General features: G+C 37.7%; 21 protein-coding genes. 11 read left to right on the top strand and 10 right to left on the bottom strand.

Features of this window, described 5'->3' with window-relative positions; translation table 11 throughout:
* Positions 1-129: 129 nt before the first annotated feature.
* The 5 genes from MKX78_RS21485 (at position 130) to MKX78_RS21465 (ending at position 1,995) form a co-directional block, all read left to right on the top strand.
* Positions 130-417, top strand: coding sequence for a hypothetical protein (locus tag MKX78_RS21485; protein ID WP_307316074.1), 288 nt, complete (start codon positions 130-132; stop codon positions 415-417).
* A gap of 38 nt (positions 418-455) precedes the next feature.
* Positions 456-905 carry an inner membrane protein YiaA gene (gene yiaA / locus MKX78_RS21480; RefSeq protein WP_412728603.1) on the top strand — a complete coding sequence of 150 codons (450 nt, stop codon included), beginning with the start codon at positions 456-458 and terminating at the stop codon, positions 903-905.
* Positions 906-985: 80 nt separating this feature from the next.
* On the top strand, positions 986-1,162 hold the full coding sequence (locus tag MKX78_RS21475; protein ID WP_307316069.1) for a DUF6366 family protein: 177 nt from the start codon (positions 986-988) through the stop codon (positions 1,160-1,162).
* 107 nt (positions 1,163-1,269) lie between these two features.
* Complete coding sequence (locus MKX78_RS21470; RefSeq protein WP_307316066.1) at positions 1,270-1,602, top strand: YxiJ family protein; 333 nt, start codon at positions 1,270-1,272, stop codon at positions 1,600-1,602.
* A gap of 159 nt (positions 1,603-1,761) precedes the next feature.
* Positions 1,762-1,995 (top strand): hypothetical protein, encoded by a 234-nt coding sequence (locus MKX78_RS21465; RefSeq protein ID WP_307316063.1) that lies wholly within the window; start codon positions 1,762-1,764, stop codon positions 1,993-1,995.
* Positions 1,996-2,032: 37 nt separating this feature from the next.
* Here MKX78_RS21465 and chrA read toward each other — a convergent pair whose 3' ends face one another.
* Both chrA and MKX78_RS21455 read right to left on the bottom strand, forming a co-directional pair.
* A complete protein-coding gene (chrA, locus tag MKX78_RS21460; protein ID WP_307316061.1) occupies positions 2,033-3,208 on the bottom strand; it encodes a chromate efflux transporter in 1,176 nt (391 codons plus the stop codon).
* 11 nt (positions 3,209-3,219) lie between these two features.
* Positions 3,220-3,531 carry a PadR family transcriptional regulator gene (locus tag MKX78_RS21455; protein WP_180316920.1) on the bottom strand — a complete coding sequence of 104 codons (312 nt, stop codon included), beginning with the start codon at positions 3,529-3,531 and terminating at the stop codon, positions 3,220-3,222.
* A gap of 260 nt (positions 3,532-3,791) precedes the next feature.
* On the opposite strand from MKX78_RS21455, the gene MKX78_RS21450 reads away from it, so the two are divergent.
* The 6 genes from MKX78_RS21450 (at position 3,792) to MKX78_RS21425 (ending at position 9,924) form a co-directional block, all read left to right on the top strand.
* Entirely contained in the window at positions 3,792-4,595 is an 804-nt protein-coding gene (locus tag MKX78_RS21450; protein WP_307316059.1) for a class I fructose-bisphosphate aldolase, read from the top strand.
* Positions 4,596-4,677: 82 nt separating this feature from the next.
* Complete coding sequence (locus MKX78_RS21445; protein ID WP_095371719.1) at positions 4,678-5,229, top strand: glycerol-3-phosphate responsive antiterminator; 552 nt, start codon at positions 4,678-4,680, stop codon at positions 5,227-5,229.
* A 120-nt stretch (positions 5,230-5,349) separates the two neighbouring features.
* Positions 5,350-6,612, top strand: coding sequence for a PTS galactitol transporter subunit IIC (locus tag MKX78_RS21440; RefSeq protein ID WP_307316055.1), 1,263 nt, complete (start codon positions 5,350-5,352; stop codon positions 6,610-6,612).
* 11 nt (positions 6,613-6,623) lie between these two features.
* The gene (locus MKX78_RS21435; RefSeq protein WP_307316052.1) at positions 6,624-8,141 is read left to right on the top strand and encodes an FGGY-family carbohydrate kinase; all 1,518 of its coding nucleotides are present in this window, start codon (positions 6,624-6,626) and stop codon (positions 8,139-8,141) included.
* Between the two features lie 2 nt (positions 8,142-8,143).
* On the top strand, positions 8,144-8,905 hold the full coding sequence (locus MKX78_RS21430) for an SDR family NAD(P)-dependent oxidoreductase (protein WP_095371722.1): 762 nt from the start codon (positions 8,144-8,146) through the stop codon (positions 8,903-8,905).
* Positions 8,906-8,919: 14 nt separating this feature from the next.
* A complete protein-coding gene (locus MKX78_RS21425) occupies positions 8,920-9,924 on the top strand; it encodes a 2-hydroxyacid dehydrogenase (RefSeq protein WP_307316051.1) in 1,005 nt (334 codons plus the stop codon).
* 84 nt (positions 9,925-10,008) lie between these two features.
* On the opposite strand, the gene MKX78_RS21420 is transcribed toward MKX78_RS21425, so the two are convergent.
* The 8 genes from MKX78_RS21420 to MKX78_RS21385 all read right to left on the bottom strand — a co-directional run bounded on the left by MKX78_RS21420 (position 10,009) and on the right by MKX78_RS21385 (position 16,527).
* Positions 10,009-10,695: an N-acetylmuramoyl-L-alanine amidase gene (locus MKX78_RS21420; RefSeq protein WP_095371724.1), complete on the bottom strand. Its 687-nt coding sequence runs from the start codon at positions 10,693-10,695 to the stop codon at positions 10,009-10,011.
* A 259-nt stretch (positions 10,696-10,954) separates the two neighbouring features.
* Positions 10,955-11,818, bottom strand: coding sequence for a GAF domain-containing protein (locus tag MKX78_RS21415; RefSeq protein ID WP_307316049.1), 864 nt, complete (start codon positions 11,816-11,818; stop codon positions 10,955-10,957).
* A 75-nt stretch (positions 11,819-11,893) separates the two neighbouring features.
* The gene (locus MKX78_RS21410) at positions 11,894-12,070 is read right to left on the bottom strand and encodes a hypothetical protein (protein ID WP_180316921.1); all 177 of its coding nucleotides are present in this window, start codon (positions 12,068-12,070) and stop codon (positions 11,894-11,896) included.
* Positions 12,071-12,159: 89 nt separating this feature from the next.
* On the bottom strand, positions 12,160-12,360 hold the full coding sequence (locus MKX78_RS21405; protein WP_095371726.1) for a cold-shock protein: 201 nt from the start codon (positions 12,358-12,360) through the stop codon (positions 12,160-12,162).
* A gap of 232 nt (positions 12,361-12,592) precedes the next feature.
* Complete coding sequence (locus MKX78_RS21400; RefSeq protein WP_307316046.1) at positions 12,593-13,408, bottom strand: ABC transporter ATP-binding protein; 816 nt, start codon at positions 13,406-13,408, stop codon at positions 12,593-12,595.
* Entirely contained in the window at positions 13,408-14,439 is a 1,032-nt protein-coding gene (locus MKX78_RS21395) for a FecCD family ABC transporter permease (protein WP_341052324.1), read from the bottom strand. The genes MKX78_RS21400 and MKX78_RS21395 overlap by 1 nt, the downstream gene beginning before the upstream one ends.
* Positions 14,436-15,470, bottom strand: a complete 1,035-nt coding sequence (locus tag MKX78_RS21390; RefSeq protein WP_307316040.1) for a FecCD family ABC transporter permease — start codon at positions 15,468-15,470, stop codon at positions 14,436-14,438. The genes MKX78_RS21395 and MKX78_RS21390 overlap by 4 nt, the downstream gene beginning before the upstream one ends.
* Entirely contained in the window at positions 15,463-16,527 is a 1,065-nt protein-coding gene (locus tag MKX78_RS21385) for an ABC transporter substrate-binding protein (protein WP_307316036.1), read from the bottom strand. The genes MKX78_RS21390 and MKX78_RS21385 overlap by 8 nt, the downstream gene beginning before the upstream one ends.
* Between the last annotated feature and the right edge of the window lie 120 nt (positions 16,528-16,647).

Genomic DNA, 16,647 nt, shown 5'->3' with positions numbered 1-16,647 from the left:
TGGTTCGAGTTTACGAACCAACTCTTTTTAGGTATTTATTCTCAAAAATTAGATTTTTCATAAATAAACGTTTCTAAACGAGCTTGAAAAGTGTATAATTACACTAAATTAAACAAAATGAGGTATAAGATGATTGTGATCATTTGTTTACTTCTTGGCTCGGTATTGGCCATTTTTGGTCAAGATTTTGCTTATTCCCTTCATGCCATTTTGCCTAATGTTTATCCACTCACTTTTTTAGCAATCGTAACGATAAGCAGTTATTTATTTTATATGCTAGCGATTGCGATAACATTTTACAGAGTAATTAAACATAAAATGAAGGTAAAATACTTGGAGATTCTTGGAGTGGTAGTTATTATAAGCTTCATCATGTCAAGCTGGTCAACTTTTGTGTTAGCCATGTGGTGGAGTTAAGAAAGGTGGAGGTTATATTGTCGAGTGATGAAGAGTTGATGGTAGAAAAGGCGAAAAAGACTAGTAATAAAGGGAAAGAAGAAAGAAAAGAAGGGGAACCATCAGCAGCTTTTAAAGGTGCTTCATGGGCAGCCCTATTAGTAGGTGTGACTGCTTATATAATTGGTCTATTTAATGCTGCAATGGAACTCAATGAGAAGGGCTATTATTTTGCTGTTCTAATATTTGGATTGTATGCCGCTGTTTCTTTACAAAAGGCGGTAAGAGACAAGGAAGATGGTATTTCTGTGACGGGTATTTATTACGGGATCAGTTGGTTCGCTTTAATTGTCGCCGTTTCATTAATGGCCATTGGGTTATATAACGCTGGTAGTATTATTCTAAGTGAAAAGGGATTTTATGCGATGGCTTTTGTCCTTAGCCTATTTGCAAGTGTGGCAGTGCAAAAGAATATTCGTGATACACAAGCTGCAAGGGATCGAGAATAATAGAGGAAAAAAGGGAAAATGCAGTAAATATAGCTATCTATTGCTTTTCCCTACAGTCCGAAACAAAAAGGGGTGTATGAATGCCATCAGAAGATAGAAAGAAAAAGGAAGAGAACCAACCCACAGTTACGCTAAATGATAGCATCAATAAAAGTCAGAGTCCGTCCCCTGATGTAAGTGGGATGGGTTGGAAAGATGTATTGTTACTCATAATCATTGTTATTGGGGGTTTTTTCTTTTATCAGTGGTTCTTTTGATACTGGGAAAAGTAGCTCTCGATAGAAACCTTTATTATCCCTGTTTTAACAAATAGCGTCTAATCGGTGGTGGGTATATCAATAAACAAACAATATTCGAACAGTTAATGGAAAAAAGGGAAAATCTATATCATCCCATGCCTTTTGAAGACTTAACAAAGATCTATCATGATTTTGGTGATTCATATCCATTAGAAGATTTATCTGCAGATTTAAATACATACTGGATGAATATAGCAGGTAGTCTAAGTTACATTGCCAATAACCGCATAGATCAGCTTTCACAAAGGCAAGTATCATTATTGACATCCAACTTTTTTGAGCATTTCCCTACATATGAATTTTTAAAATGGATAATGAGAAATTATCCTCATTTTTTAGATGAATATAGGATGTACGATGAGGTACGTGTGTTACTGTTAACTTATTTGGTGGAATAAAAGTTAATGAATATGGAAACAAATTTTTATTAGCTGAAGTTTCAGTTTATGCTATTAGTTGTTTCTTATATATTTAGGTACATAAAGAGTGGCTATAGGAAAATGTGTCCTATATACTAATTAAGCAATAAGATTTTCATTTAGTTGGGAGTAGAAGCCATGGGGTTTGGGGATATGTTTTCATTGGTGAATGGAATCATAATATGGACATTTGTTCTTATCATTCCTACCTTACTTATCATTGTATTTGTAGCAGCGAGTAAGGTCATAAAAAGGTATTTAAAAAACGGAGAATTGATGGAGGAGAAATTAAGAATGGAGCTTGATGAAAGGCAGAAACTAGAGCATCGTGTAACGGAGCTAGAAAATCAATTGAAGATGAAGCAAAAATAAAGTAAACCGTTATTTTGCAATAACGGCTTAAAGGTGTTCAAGTCATTTCTATCAATACTCCCCCTATTGCGCCAGCTAAAACAATGAGCCACGGGGGGAGTTTCCAATAAACCAACATAAAGAATAATATAGCTGCTAAGGAAAAATCTAATGGCGTAATAATAGCACTCGTCCATATGGGCATATAAAAGGCTGATATTAGTATTCCAACAACAGCTGCGTTAATGGCAATAAATGCTCCTCTTATGTGATGATTCTTCCTTAATGCATGCCAAAAAGGTAAGACACCAAAGATAAGTAGTATGGCAGGTAAAAAGATAGAAAATGTTGCAATCATGCCTCCTAACCATCCATTCATATCAGCGCCAATAAATGCTGCGAAGGTAAATAGTGGACCAGGCACAGCCTGCGCAGCGGCATAACCAGATAAAAAGGCTTCCTCACTAATGAATCCAGTAGGAACAAATTCTCTTTCTAATAAGGGAAGAACTACATGTCCTCCTCCAAATACCAATGCCCCAGCCCGGTAGAAACTGTCAACCATACTTAGCCAAGTACTTGAAATTAAACTGTTTAAAATCGGAAGGATGGTTAAAAGCCCGAAAAATAAACTTAAACAAACCAATCCTACCTTCTTTGATAACGGTACTTGTAATGATAAACCGTCATGCTCCTCTTTTTTACTAAACATAAAATAACCAAGCAATCCAGCTACCAGAATGACCCCAATCTGCGATAGGTTATGGGGAATAAGTAAGGTAATTAATAGCGCGAATAAAGCGATTGATTTTCGAGTCAAGTCAGGGGTTAAACTCTTAGCCATCCCTAAAATGGCATGAGCAACAATGACTACAGCAACTATTTTCAACCCTTGGATGATGCCAAATTCCACTAGACCAAGCTGTTGAGCAAAATAAGCGAATAAAATAAGAGCAATGACTGAGGGCATTGTAAAGCCAATAAAAGATACAATCCCACCTAAAACGCCACCTCTCATGACACCAATGCCAATTCCGACTTGACTGCTTGCAGGGCCAGGTAGAAATTGACTTAATGCTACGAGATCAGCATAACTTTTTTCGTCCATCCATTTTCTTTTTCGAACATATTCCTGATGAAAATAACCTAAATGTGCGACTGGTCCTCCAAAAGAAGTGAAACCAAGTCTTGTTGATACAATGAAAATCTCAAGTAGTTTTTTAAAGTATTGCATGCAGGACTCCTTTACTCTTTAATTTCTTTGAATAATTCATAGGCCTTTGCTCTTGCTTCAATTAAAATAGCTTCACCTTTTTCAGTAATGCGATAATATTTTCTTATTTTCCCATCTACCAATTGGTCTTCTTTTAGCAACAAACCATCAGCTTCCATTCCGTGGAATATAGGGTATAGTGTACCTGCACTAATGGTATAACCATGTTCTCTTAATTCGTCTAACATCCAGCTTCCATATATGGGATGCTCTTTGGCATGATGTAAAATATGAATATGGATAAAGCCTAAAAATAACTTTCTTAATATCTTATTGTTTTCCAACCATAAGGACTCCCTTTGTTTTCTAATAACGATATCGGTTTTCGATAACAATATTAATATAAAAGACTTTAGATGTAAATAATTAATAAATGAAAATTAACTTTGACTACTTATTGTTTTTTCTGATAATATAAATATGTTAAAACAAAATATATAAAAAATTACGGTCATGTGTTGACGTGAGACCTCATAAATACATTAGCTAATGTTTAGTTAATGGGTATTTATGAGGTCTTTTTTATTTGAAAAGGAGAGATTGGATGTCTAAGAAGAGAAGAATGCGTCGAATATTTGCTGAAGACGGTAAAGCATTAGTGCTTGCCCTAGATGGCTATTACTTTTCTAACAGTACAGAGGGGATTGATAGGGCCATTCATGTGTTACCTCAAATGGTAAACCAAGGTTTAGATGCCATATTAGTTACTTACGGAATGGCCAATATCTATGAGGAAGACTTTCCAGATGTAGGGATGCTTTTGCGAGTGGATATGTCGAGTAAAATTTATGATCCAAGTGTACCGTATACACAAGCTGCTTTTTCAGTTGAAGATGCAGTGCGCTTAGGAGCAGATGGGGTCATTTCTATGACTTTCCCTGGTGCTGAAAATGAGGAAGTAGCTCATGATATTGCTTTGAAATTAGCGAAAGAAGCAGATCACTGGCAGATGCCTTATATGTGTGAAACATTACCTTATGGTTATGCTGTAACAAATGAGGCTTCCAAAAGTCCTGACGTTATTGCTACTGCTGCTAGACTAGGAACGGAACTAGGTGCAGATATTATAAAAACTAGATTTACTGGTACAAAAGATGATCAGTTAATTATTCAAGCTGCTAAACGGCCTGTATTAGCATTAGGCGGGCCTAAAACAAATGATTTTCAAGAATATCTTGAATTTGTTCATCATTGTATGAGTGTGGGAGCGAAAGGAGTTGCGGTAGGGAGAAACGTAACGCAAAATGATCATCCTGTTGCTGCTATAGCGGCACTCTATACGATTATTCATAAAGGTGGCACTGTTGCCGATGCCTATCAGGATTATAAGGCATTAAGCCAAAGATAGGATCATAGACTTGAAGTAAAACAGATTGACACTATTATGTAAGCGTTTTACGATAAAATTATCAAAAAATAGAAGGTGTCATATGTTTAATGAAAAAACAGTTATCCCATCCATTCGACAGTTAAAATATTTAGATGATGCTTTAAAGAGTCAGTCACCATTTATATTGTTATCTGATGTTCATATTGGGAACTTAGGTCAATTAACAAAAAGATGCCATGAACATAATAAAAAGGTACTTGTTCATATTGATTTAGTCGAAGGGTTAACAAAGGATGCAAAAGGAGTAAAGTGGTTGAAGGATTTATTTAAAGTGGATGGGGTCATTTCACCTAATCAGCGTGTACTTCAACAAGCGAGGAAGATAGGATTAATAGCAATCTATCGAATTTTTCTATTGGATTCACGTTCTTTTGAACAATCTCTCAGTGCTTTAAATGGATCGCAATTCGATGCAGTAGAAGTCTTACCAGGTCCATTTGCAACACAGTATATTAAACGTATTAGAGAGGTTTTACCACATACACCTTTGTTGGCAGGTGGATTTATTGATCAAAAAGAACAACTTGATTCTGTTTTTAAAGCTGGCTTTTTGGCTGTAACAACTAGTCAATCTTCTTTATGGTTATTTTGACAACAAAATAGATTTGAGGGTTCAGTGTCCATGAGAAATAACCCCCATAAGGAATTGGTATGTCTAGTACCGTTTCTTTGTGGGGGATTTTTTATTTAAAAAAAGTTTAGGGGGAGCGTTATGGAGCTTATAAATTGGGTTATTGATTTAGGTCCATCTGTCATGATGCCGATTATTTTCTTTCTATTGGCATTATGCTTTAGGGTACCTATTGGTAAAGCGTTTAAAGCAGCCATGCTAGTTGGGATTGGTTTTGTGGGTATTAATCTCATTATTACCTTATTGCTTGAAAGCATTGGACCAGCAGCAGAATCTATGGTTGAGCGTTTTAATTTGAACTTAACGATTATAGACCCAGGCTGGCCAGTAGCTGCAGCAATTGGTTGGGGGTCACCAATAGTGCCATTCGCTGTTTTTGGGCTTATACTAGTAAATATAATTTTGCTTTTCTTGAAGGCAACAAAAACAGTGAATATTGATATCTTTAATTTTTGGATTTTTATGATTGTTGGCGCAATTGTTTACACGCTATCAGGGAATATTTGGTTAGGAGTTATAGCATCGATTGTCCATTTTCTGGTAACACTCTATATCGCTGATAAGACGGCTTCACGTATACAAGAAGATTATCAATTAAAAGGGATTTCATTTCCGCATGGGACCACAGCCATTTTTGTTCCTGTAGGTATAGCGATTAATTGGATCATAGAAAGAATTCCAGGTTTAAGGGATGTAAAGGCAGATCCTGAAACGGTTACAAAGAAGTTTGGGATATTTGGAGAGCCCATGACATTGGGCGCATTAATTGGAACATTATTGGGGATTTTAGCTGGTTTCGATGTAGCTGCTGTCCTGACTCTTGGTATAACGGTTGCGGCAGTAATGGTTCTACTACCTAAAATGGTCGATGTGCTTGTGGAAGGATTAAATATTATTAGAGAAGCTGCCGAGGCGTTTTTAAAAAGAAGGTTCCCAGATCGAGAGTTTTATATTGCGATGGACACGGCATTATTGATTGCAAGACCGTCGGTGTTAGCTACGGGTTTACTAATGATACCAACGACATTATTACTTGCTGTTATTTTACCAGGTAATCGTTTATTGCCATTCACTGATTTGGCATCGCTTTCATTTCTGTTTGCCATGTGTGCGCCCTACCTTAAACAAAATATGGTGAGATTATATATAACCGGAATAGCGATTATGACATTAGTGCTCTATATAGGGACCGATATTGCTGCTGGATTTACAGAAGCTGCTAACCTATCTAATGTCGCTTTACCTAGTAGTTTTCATAAAGAGACCGAGCTTGCTAATCTTGTTGGGGGAGCGACCACACCGTTAGGGTGGATAATTATTAAGATTGTTGGATTATTATCTTAGGGGGTAGAACAATGGAGAAGTATATTATGGGAATCGATAATGGAGGTACGATCACAAAAGCAGCATTATATACTTTGGGTGGCAAAGAAGTTGGCATAGCATCTAAGAAGACAAAAATGATTATGCCAAAACCCTATCATACAGAGCGTGATATGTATGAGTTATGGGAAGCGAATCTAGCAGTCATTCGAGAGTTAATTAATCATTGTTCAATTGATACAAGTAAAATTGTTGGTCTTGCGATTACTGGACATGGGAATGGTTTATATCTTTCAGATAAAAAAGGAGAGCCAGTATATAACGGGATTATCTCAACAGATAATCGTGCCAAGAAATATATAGAAGAATGGTACGGCGATAGTGATTTTGAAGAAAAGGTGCTACCAAAGACAATGCAATCTGTTTGGGCGGGTCAGCCTGTAGCATTACTGCGATGGTTAAAGGATTACCAACCATCTGTTATAGAAGAAGCAGATTATATATTTACAGTGAAAGATTATGTACGTTTTAAATTAACGGGCGAAGCTTTTTTAGAACTAACAGATGTCTCAGGAACAAATTTGTTAAATGTCCGTGACCGCTGTTATGATCAACAATTATTATCCTTTTTTGGTATCGACGATCTCATTGATAAATTGCCACCACTTAAACAGTCAACAGATTATTGTGGGGCCATTACTAAAGAGATTGCTGAAATGACAGGGTTACAGGAAGGGACGCCTGTAGCAGGTGGGATTTTTGATATTGCAGCTTCGGCAGTTGCCTCTGGTTTGGTAAAAGAAGACCGATTAGCGATTGTTGCAGGTACATGGAGTATAAATGAATATATTACGAAAAAACCAGTTATTGATTGTGAACTATTTATGACATCGATTTACTGCTTGGATGACTATTGGCTAACCACGGAAGCAAGCCCAACCTCAGCAAGTAACCTGGAGTGGTTTATTGATCATTTTATGATAGAGGAAAAACAACAATGTGCACTGACAGGACAATCGATTTATGATATTTGCAATGAGTTGGTGGAAGAAACGACACCAGAGGAGAGTCAGCTTGTATTCTTTCCGTTTTTATTCGGTTCGAATACAGTGCCACATGCGACATCATGCTTTATTGGAATGAATAGTTGGCATGAAAAGAAACATTTTATTCAAGCTGTTTATGAGGGGATTGTTTTTGGACATATCTATCATATTGAAAGATTATTAAAATATATTGAAAAACCTGAAGCCTCTAGAATAGCTGGCGGTGTGACAAAATCTGATGTGTGGTTACAGATATTTGCTGATAGCTTGCAAATACCATTAGAAATTGTTGAAGTAAAAGAACATGGAACGCTGGGAACTGCGATGTGTGCAGCCGTTATGAACGGGGACTACGAATCAATTAAAGAAGCGGCTGAAGCAATGGTGAAAGTGAATCGTATGATTCAACCTCGCCCTGAGAACAAGGCAATCTATGAAAAAAAATATCAACAATATAAACAGACACTAGCGAAAATGGAAGAGGTATGGAAGGTAGGGATATAAGAATGGATTTAGGTTTAAGAGGAAAAACAGCTGTTGTGACCGGCGCCTCTCGTGGCGTAGGCAAAGAGATTGCTAGAACCATCGGTAAAGAGGGGGCGAATGTGGTCCTTACTTACCAAGGGAACAGAGAACAAGCAGAGGCAGTAGTTAAAGAGATACAAGGATATGGACAAAAATCAGTGGCCATTCAACTCGACCTTTCGAATGAGAAAGCAGTAGCAGAGTTAATGGAAAAGGCAAGTGAACGGATAGAGGAATCGATTGATATTTTAGTGAATAATGCTGCAGTATGGCCAACCAATTATATTAAAGATATGTCCTTACAAGAATGGCAGAAGACAATCGGAATTAATCTTGATAGTGTGTTTCTAACTTCACAAGGGTTTATAAAACACTGTTTATTTCATAAGAAAAGTGGTCGTATCCTCAATATTACGTCACAGGCAGCGTTTTATGGCTCAACAACAGGTCATTCACACTATGCAGCTAGTAAGTCTGGGATGATTGCGTTTGCGATTTCACTTGCTAGAGAACATGCAAAGGATGATATTACAGTTAATAACTTGGCACTCGGTATTGTAGAAACCGATATGATTAAAGATTCCTTGCAGCAAAAAGGTGATTATTATGTCAATCGAATTCCAGTTGGGAGAGTAGCAAAACCAGAAGAAATGGCAGATATTGCAGCTTTTTTAGTATCAGAAAAATCTAAGTATATGACCGGGGCGACAGTTGATGCTACTGGTGGAATGTTAATGAGATAAGGAGAGAAGCACAGATGAAATGCTTAGCAATTGCGGATTTATTTATTACGAAGGAAATGATGGAACAAGGATTAAAAACTTTAATAGATAACGGTATCGAGCTGGCGATTCGAGAATGGCGACATGAGAATTTAGAAGCGTTGCAAAAGGATAATCTTGCTATTGAGCAACAAGGTAGTGAAGCAGTATGTTTACCAGAAAACTTATATGACGATATCGATCAGTATGAGGTGATTATTACACAATTTGCACCAATTGGTCAAAAAGTGATCGAGAAAGCCACAAATCTTAAATTGATAGGGGTTTTACGTGGAGGTGTAGAAAATATTCACATTAATGAGGCTAAAGCAAGAGGGGTAGAAGTGATTAATACACCCGGTAGAAATGCAAGAAGTGTAGCTGAATTTACGGTGGGGATGATTCTATCTGAAATTCGAAATATTGCCCGTTCACATGCTGCCTTAAAACAAGGAGATTGGCGCAAAGATTTTAGTAATGCTGATTTCGTACCAGAATTAGAAGATAGAACAATAGGAATCATTGGCTATGGTCATATTGGTCAACTTGTTGGCAAATTTCTAAGTGGATTTGATACTAGAATTATTTTCTATGATCCCTATTTTCAGGGGGAAACGGCTTTTGAACAAGTAGATTTAGAAACTATATTGTCAGATTCAGATGTTGTGACTCTACATGGGAGATTAACGGAGGAAACGAAGCATCTTATCGGGTATGAACAGTTAGCGATGATGAAAAGTACTGCTGTTCTTATCAATACAGCTAGATCAGGACTAGTATGTGAAGAAGATCTTATTCGAGCATTAAATGAGAAACAAATTGCTGGTGCAGCGATTGATACTTTTGACCATGAACCTTTAGGAGAGGCAAGTCCGTTTTTAGATCTTGATAATGTAACAATTACTGCACATTTAGCTGGGAGCACAATAGACGCTTTTAAAAATACGCCAAAAAAGTTAGCTAAATCGATTGTACAATGGAAAGAAAGTCAGAAAGCATAAGAACGTTTATATTCGAAAGAGGAAGTCGGGCTTGTTATGTTTAAGGGGCAGCCCGACTTTAACTTTTAATATAAAATAGTTGCTTTATTTCACCCGCAAAACTTGCCCAGGATAAATCGTATAATTAGCGTCTAATCCATTCCAGCTTCGAATTTGTGCAATTGTGCTTCCATACCTTTGAGATAAGGCGTAGACAGTATCTCCGCTGACAACTGTATGATAGATAGCTCCTCCTGATGGAACCAGGTTGAAGGCACGTACGAGTCCATTTACATGTCCTTGGGCAATGGCTTGAATAAATGACGCTTGTTTTAATTTGTTGGCATCAGCAACTGTGTCAATAAAACCGTTCTCTGTTAAAATAGCAGGCATATTGCTTTCTCTTAATACGTGAAAATTGGCTTGCTTTCTGCCACGATCGGCGAAGTTAACGACTTTCATTATTTCTTCATGGATGATATTTTGATAGGTTGTTGTAGGTGTGCCGGATCCAGGATAGATATAATCCTCATAGCCAGTACCGCCACCGGCATTAATATGAATGGATAAGAAGTAATTGGCCCCCCAAGCGTTGGCATCGTTTGTTCTTTGGGCAAGAGAAACGGTTTGGTCACCTGTTCGACTCATTCGTACCTCAGCATTACTATATCCTAATAATAAATCTCTTACCTTTGTAGCTATTTGTAGTGTAAGGTTCTTTTCCTGTAAACCATTACCTACTGCTCCAGGGTCAGTACCACCATGACCAGGATCGATATATATTTTTACCATATGAAAATACCTCCTTTTCTAATAGTTTTATGCAAAGGATGCATTTAGTGCTTGTACACTTAAACTACTTTTTAACCATTTGATTGATTCGCACAAGGAAGGTTGGTAGGAAGAGGTAGATTCTAAACAAGGCCATTAAAGAGGTATGGAGATATTTAGCTTATAAAAGCGGGAATGACTATGCTGTCAAAGAGAGAAGAGGAGACTTTCGTCTAATAGGAATGTTAAGACATGGGAACGTGAAGAAGAGCAGTAGGAGTTACTGCTCTTCTTCACGTTCCACAATTTGATAACCTAATTTTTTTAGTCCATCTTCAATACTTCTGACAAATGTTACTTCTAAATCTTGGAATTGGTCTCTCATTCTTGTTGAGCTAGCAAGTGCTGTTGGAATACCAGAAAGCATTACCTTCACGCCCATAAGTTTAAGAGCCGAGACTAATCGATTAAGTGCATCAGAAAATTCATAATTAGAGATTTGCATTTCAGATAAGTCAATGAGAAAAGAAGAAATTTTATGGCTTAATGTATAATTTAATGTATCTTCAAGAATTTTTCTTTCCCTTTTATCGTTGACGTTGCCTTGTAGTGCCAAGATAGCAATCCCTTTTGATATCGGAATAATGGGTACGCTGAGTAAATCAATATCTTCATAAAGGTCATCGAGTTCAATAATATAGGAGAGGACATCGGCAATGGACAGGACCATTTCCACTTGTTCATTGGTAAAGGTTTTTTCATCTTTATCCATTAAACAGAGCGTGCCGAAGTTTGATCCATCTGTGCGATTTAACGGAACCCCAATAAAGGCTTTCACACCAAGCTCATCGGTGATTTTTCGCTTTTTTGTTTCTTCATTAGCCATTAAATTCATCACGGTTTTCGCAGGTTCATTATTTTCTAATACAAGTTTGCAATTCGATTCTTGATAATCAACAGCAATATCGTCTGGTATGATAAATTCCACTTTATTATAGGAATTAATAACAGTCATTTTATTGCCTACTTTTTTGGCTATATATGCAGAATTGACATCTAAGTTTTTAGTTAACAACTCAAATAATTTAGTAGACGTAACCACTAGTGATTGGTAAATTGTTTTATCCTTTACTTTACTGATCATCGAACATCTCTCCAAAATTGATTGATACTATAATTTTAGCATAAAAATAGAATCACTGATTACAGATGCAAGAACTTAATTCTTTTCGCACTTCATCAATTCTTCTTCAAAGAAAAATGTACCAGGATATTTATTAACGACATAAGAGTATCTTTTCATATTTTTTACATACTGGCTTTTTGATATAATCACTTGCTCTTTCGTCCTTTTTATATTTACCATTTCCCCGATACGAAACATTTCTACGCTCATAATCTCAATCCCTTTCATTAGTGAAGATAATGTGTCCTTACCGTTAATGAAAAAAAGACTCCTAGATGGAGTCTTTTTTTCTATAGTAATTATGCTTTGTTAACGTTAGCTGCTTGAAGACCACGTTGACCTTGTTCGATGTCAAATGTAACTTTTTGACCTTCGTCTAAAGATTTGAAGCCTTCGCTTTGAATTGCGCTGAAATGTACGAATACATCTTCTCCGCCTTCTTGCTCGATAAATCCAAAACCTTTTTCTGCGTTAAACCATTTTACTGTACCTGTTTCCATGTTATCGTCTCCTGTTGTGGGGTTACCACAAATGTATTACTACCCTTGTTCAAACATACGATTTTAAGACAAAAAATTCCTTAGAAGAGATTTCCTCTCTCTCAATTTTACACCGAACAAAAATAATTATATTCATCATACCATTTATCAATGATATTAGCAAATACAGGAAGGTGTTATTTACTGTAAAAAAAAGAAACTCGCTCATTTTACAGAAGCGAGTTTCTTGTTCTTATAACGATTCATTTACTTGTACATGGTATCTGCCCCTAGGTACAACCATAGGTGAGAGGGAGACAGGGTCAGTGATGACAGTGCAATCTAGACCAAAGACTTGTTTCACAAGATCAGTTGTGATGACTTGAGAAGGTTCACCTTCTGCGATGAGCTGCCCTTTTTCTAATGCAAAAATGTAATCTGCGTAACGTGCAGATAAGTTAATGTCATGCAAAACCATGACGATAGTTGTCCCGTATTTACGATTGAGATCGGTTAATAAATCTAAAATTTCTACTTGATAGGCAATGTCCAAAAACGTAGTCGGCTCGTCTAAAAATAAAATATCTGTTTGTTGTGTAAGTGCCATGGCGATCCATACTCGTTGTCTCTGACCACCAGATAGTTCGTCAATATTACGATCGGCAAGTTCTGCGATATTCATAATTTCCATTGCTTCAGCTACCGCTTCATAATCCTTCTTAGACCAACCACTGAACATTTTCTGGTGAGGATAACGCCCTCTACCAACGAGGTCAGTTACTGTAATTCCCTCTGGAACAATAGGGGACTGTGGTAAAATACCGAGTACCCGAGCGAGTTGCTTCGGTGGAATTTGATCAATTGATTTCCCATCAAGAATAACCTGACCAGACTGTGGTTTAATTAGTCTCGCCATCGTTTTTAACAAAGTTGATTTTCCACAAGCATTTGCCCCGATAATGACATTTATTTTATTGCTTGGAATCTCCACATCCAACCCATGAAGAATCGTTTTCTGATCATAACCGGCTACGACTTCCTTCGTTTCAAATTGGTGTATTGTTTTCATTATAAACTACCCTTTCGATTCATACGGATAAGTAAGTAAATTAGATATGGTGCCCCGAGTAAACCAGTAATAATACCAACAGGATATCTAGTTGTAAAAGCAAACTGACCAATCAAGTCAGCTGCTAAAACAAGATTCACACCAACGAGACCTGCAGGAATGACATTAGAATACCCGACACCAACTAGTCTTTTGGCAATCGGTCCAGCTAAAAAGGCAACGAAAGCAATTGGTCCGGTCGTTGCGGTGGCAATGGCTAGCATGGCAACCGAAGTTAGTACAAGGAGTATTCTTGTTTGATTCGTATTGAGTCCGAGCGATGTCGCGGATTCTTCACCTAATTCAAGAATGCCGAGCTGTCTACCCAAAATGGCAACAATAGGCGCGCATAGGATGACAGTAATCATTAATGGAATCGTTGAATCTAGCTGAGCACCATTCAAGCTGCCGTTTAACCATCGTAAGGCAGTAGGTATATCTTCTTGCGCCCCTCGCATTAATAGAAAAGAAATGGCTGCACTCAACATAGCTTGAATACCAATACCGACTAGTATTAATCGTCCGATGGAAAAAGATTTTCCTTTAGATAAAATAAAAATAAGGAAAACCGTTAATAATCCGGCAATGACAGATGCAATAGATACGACCGTGTTACTTGTATGGAAAATAAGAATACAAATTAGAGCAGCCACACTTGAACCAGCAGTAATACCCAGAATATCGGGGTTAGCAAGCGGGTTCCTTAGCATCGTTTGAAATGTATTCCCTGCTATGCCGAAAGCAATACCAGCAAAAAAACCAGCTAACATTCTCGGGAAACGGATTGTATTGACGGCAAAGGAAGCACCGCCAGCAGCATTCCCTGTTAGTGCACTCCAAATCTCTTGTGGCGGATAATAGGAGTTACCAAACATGAGTATGGCACAGCATAATGCTAAGGCTGTAGCAAAGAGTATGCTATTAATCAGTAACCAGCGCTGTCTTCTTTTTATTCGTCCTTGTTTAATAACGGTTAATAATGGATGTCTCATAGTGAACGCACCTTCATTCTAATCGCTAAAAATATTAATAAAGGCGCTCCAATAAAGGCTGTAACAACTCCAGCTTCTAACTCCCCTGGGCTACCGATGATACGACCAGCGATATCTGCGATTGTTAAAATGACTGCACCTGATATTGCCGACATGGGAATGGTGAATCTAAGATCAGCACCTAGAATGAGTCGCATCAAATGCATCGCTAATAAACCGACAAAGCCAATTGGACCGGCTAGCGCAGTTGCGGCACCACATAAAATGACCCCTGCAAATGCAGCGATTAAACGAATCATACCGGTTCTGACACCTTGTCCGGTAGCCACTTCGTCACCGAGTGCTAATGCATTCAAAGCAGAAGCAGTCATGATCGCAAGCAAAATCCCTGCAACTAAAAAAGGTAAAAAAGTGAGGATTAAGTTCCAGTTAGCAGATCCTACACTACCTACTTGCCAAAATCTAAATTGATCCATGACATATGTACGAGATAGCATAATGGCACTAACGAGGGAAGAGAGAGCGGCACTTGTTGCTGCCCCAGCTAAGACGAGCTTAAGTGGGGTCGCACCTGAACTCCCCATTGAACCAATTCCATATACAAAAATCGCTGTTAGCATAGCTCCAACAATCGCAAACCAAATATATTCAGCTGCACTGCTAATTTGAAAAAAAGCTATCCCACAGACGACAAAAAGCGCTGCCCCTGTATTTACGCCAAGAATACTAGGGTCAGCAATTGGATTTCTTGTTACAGATTGCATGAGTGCACCGGAAACACCAAGAGCAGCACCGCATAATAAACTAAAAATCGTACGAGGGATGCGTTCTTGCACAACACTTGAACTAAATGATTCTATTTCTGGGTGAAATAGACCGGTAAGTAACTCATTCCATGATACAAACCTTGCGCCAAATGCCAAAGAGGCAACAACACATAAGCATAGTAGAATGATAGATGCGACGAGCACAATTATCAAATGCTTTGGTAGATGCCTTTTTGGGACTTGCTTTTCAATTAAATTATTCATCAACTTTCTCAACAGCATCTGCGATTAATTCTAAGTATTCATCGATTGTATATTCGATAGAAAGCGGGTTAGGGTTCCCGGAAGCTGCAAGTGGTGTGTTGTTACCAATAAAGACAACCGATCCTCTTTCTATAGCTTTAATTTTGCCAAGACGAGCGTCTGCTTTTACTGCGTCATATGTGCTTTCATCATTATAACCGATGATAATATCAGCATCATTAAGTACATCAGCATTTTCAGCACTTAGAGATAAAGAGAATGCATTTTCATCTTGGATTAGATTGGTAATACTCTCAGGTGTTTCTAATCCCATTTCCTTTAGGAATGCCACACGTGGATCAGCAGGTGTATAGAGGTGGAACTGAGACAAATCGTTTGCTGAGAAGTTAGCCCAAACTACTTTTTTCCCCTTTAATTCAGGATACTCTGCAACTTTTTCCGCAACTAAATCCTCTGTATCTTTAATGAGTTGTTCTCCTTCTTTCTCCATACCCATCCCTTTGGCATTAAGAAGCACTTGTTCACGCCATGTTGTTGTCCAAGGAGTAGTTGGATATGCGACAACTGGTGCAATTTGTGTTAATAAATCGTAATCTTCTTGTGTAATTCCAGAGTAACCAGCAAGGATAACATCAGGGTTGGAGTCTGCAATCGCTTCAAAATCAAGACCATCTGTATCTTGATAAATATTAGGATCTTTAATATCAAGTTCTTCAAGTTTCTTCGTAGTCCATGGAAGTAAGCCACTACCATCTTCTACACCATAGTTTGCTGCAGAAAAACCGACAGGCTCAACGCCAAGGGCTAGTACAACATCATGGTTCGCCCATTGAATTGTTGCCACTCTTTCAGGTTTTTCTTCTATCACTGTTTCACCAAAAGCATGTTCAATCGTAATTGGATATTCTGTTTCGGATGATTGATCTGTAGTTGTTTCCGCCTCTTTATCTTTTTCATCTTCAGAAGCGGTTGATTCATTATTTGAGCAACCAATTAAGGCAAACATGGCGGTAGATACAAGTAATAGTAGTAATAAGAACGACTTCTTTGCTTTCATTTTTTTCCCCTTCTCTTCTATTAAACTGTGACAATCGTATGTAGTAATTTAATAACGATAATCATTCTCATTCAGTGTATAATTACCTAGAGTAGAAGTCAATCATTTTCGGAAATTTAT

The sequence above is a fragment of the Cytobacillus sp. FSL R5-0569 genome (assembly GCF_038007265.1).
GTDB lineage: Bacteria > Bacillota > Bacilli > Bacillales > Cytobacillaceae > Cytobacillus > Cytobacillus kochii.
This window is presented reverse-complemented; position numbering and strand designations above follow the sequence as displayed.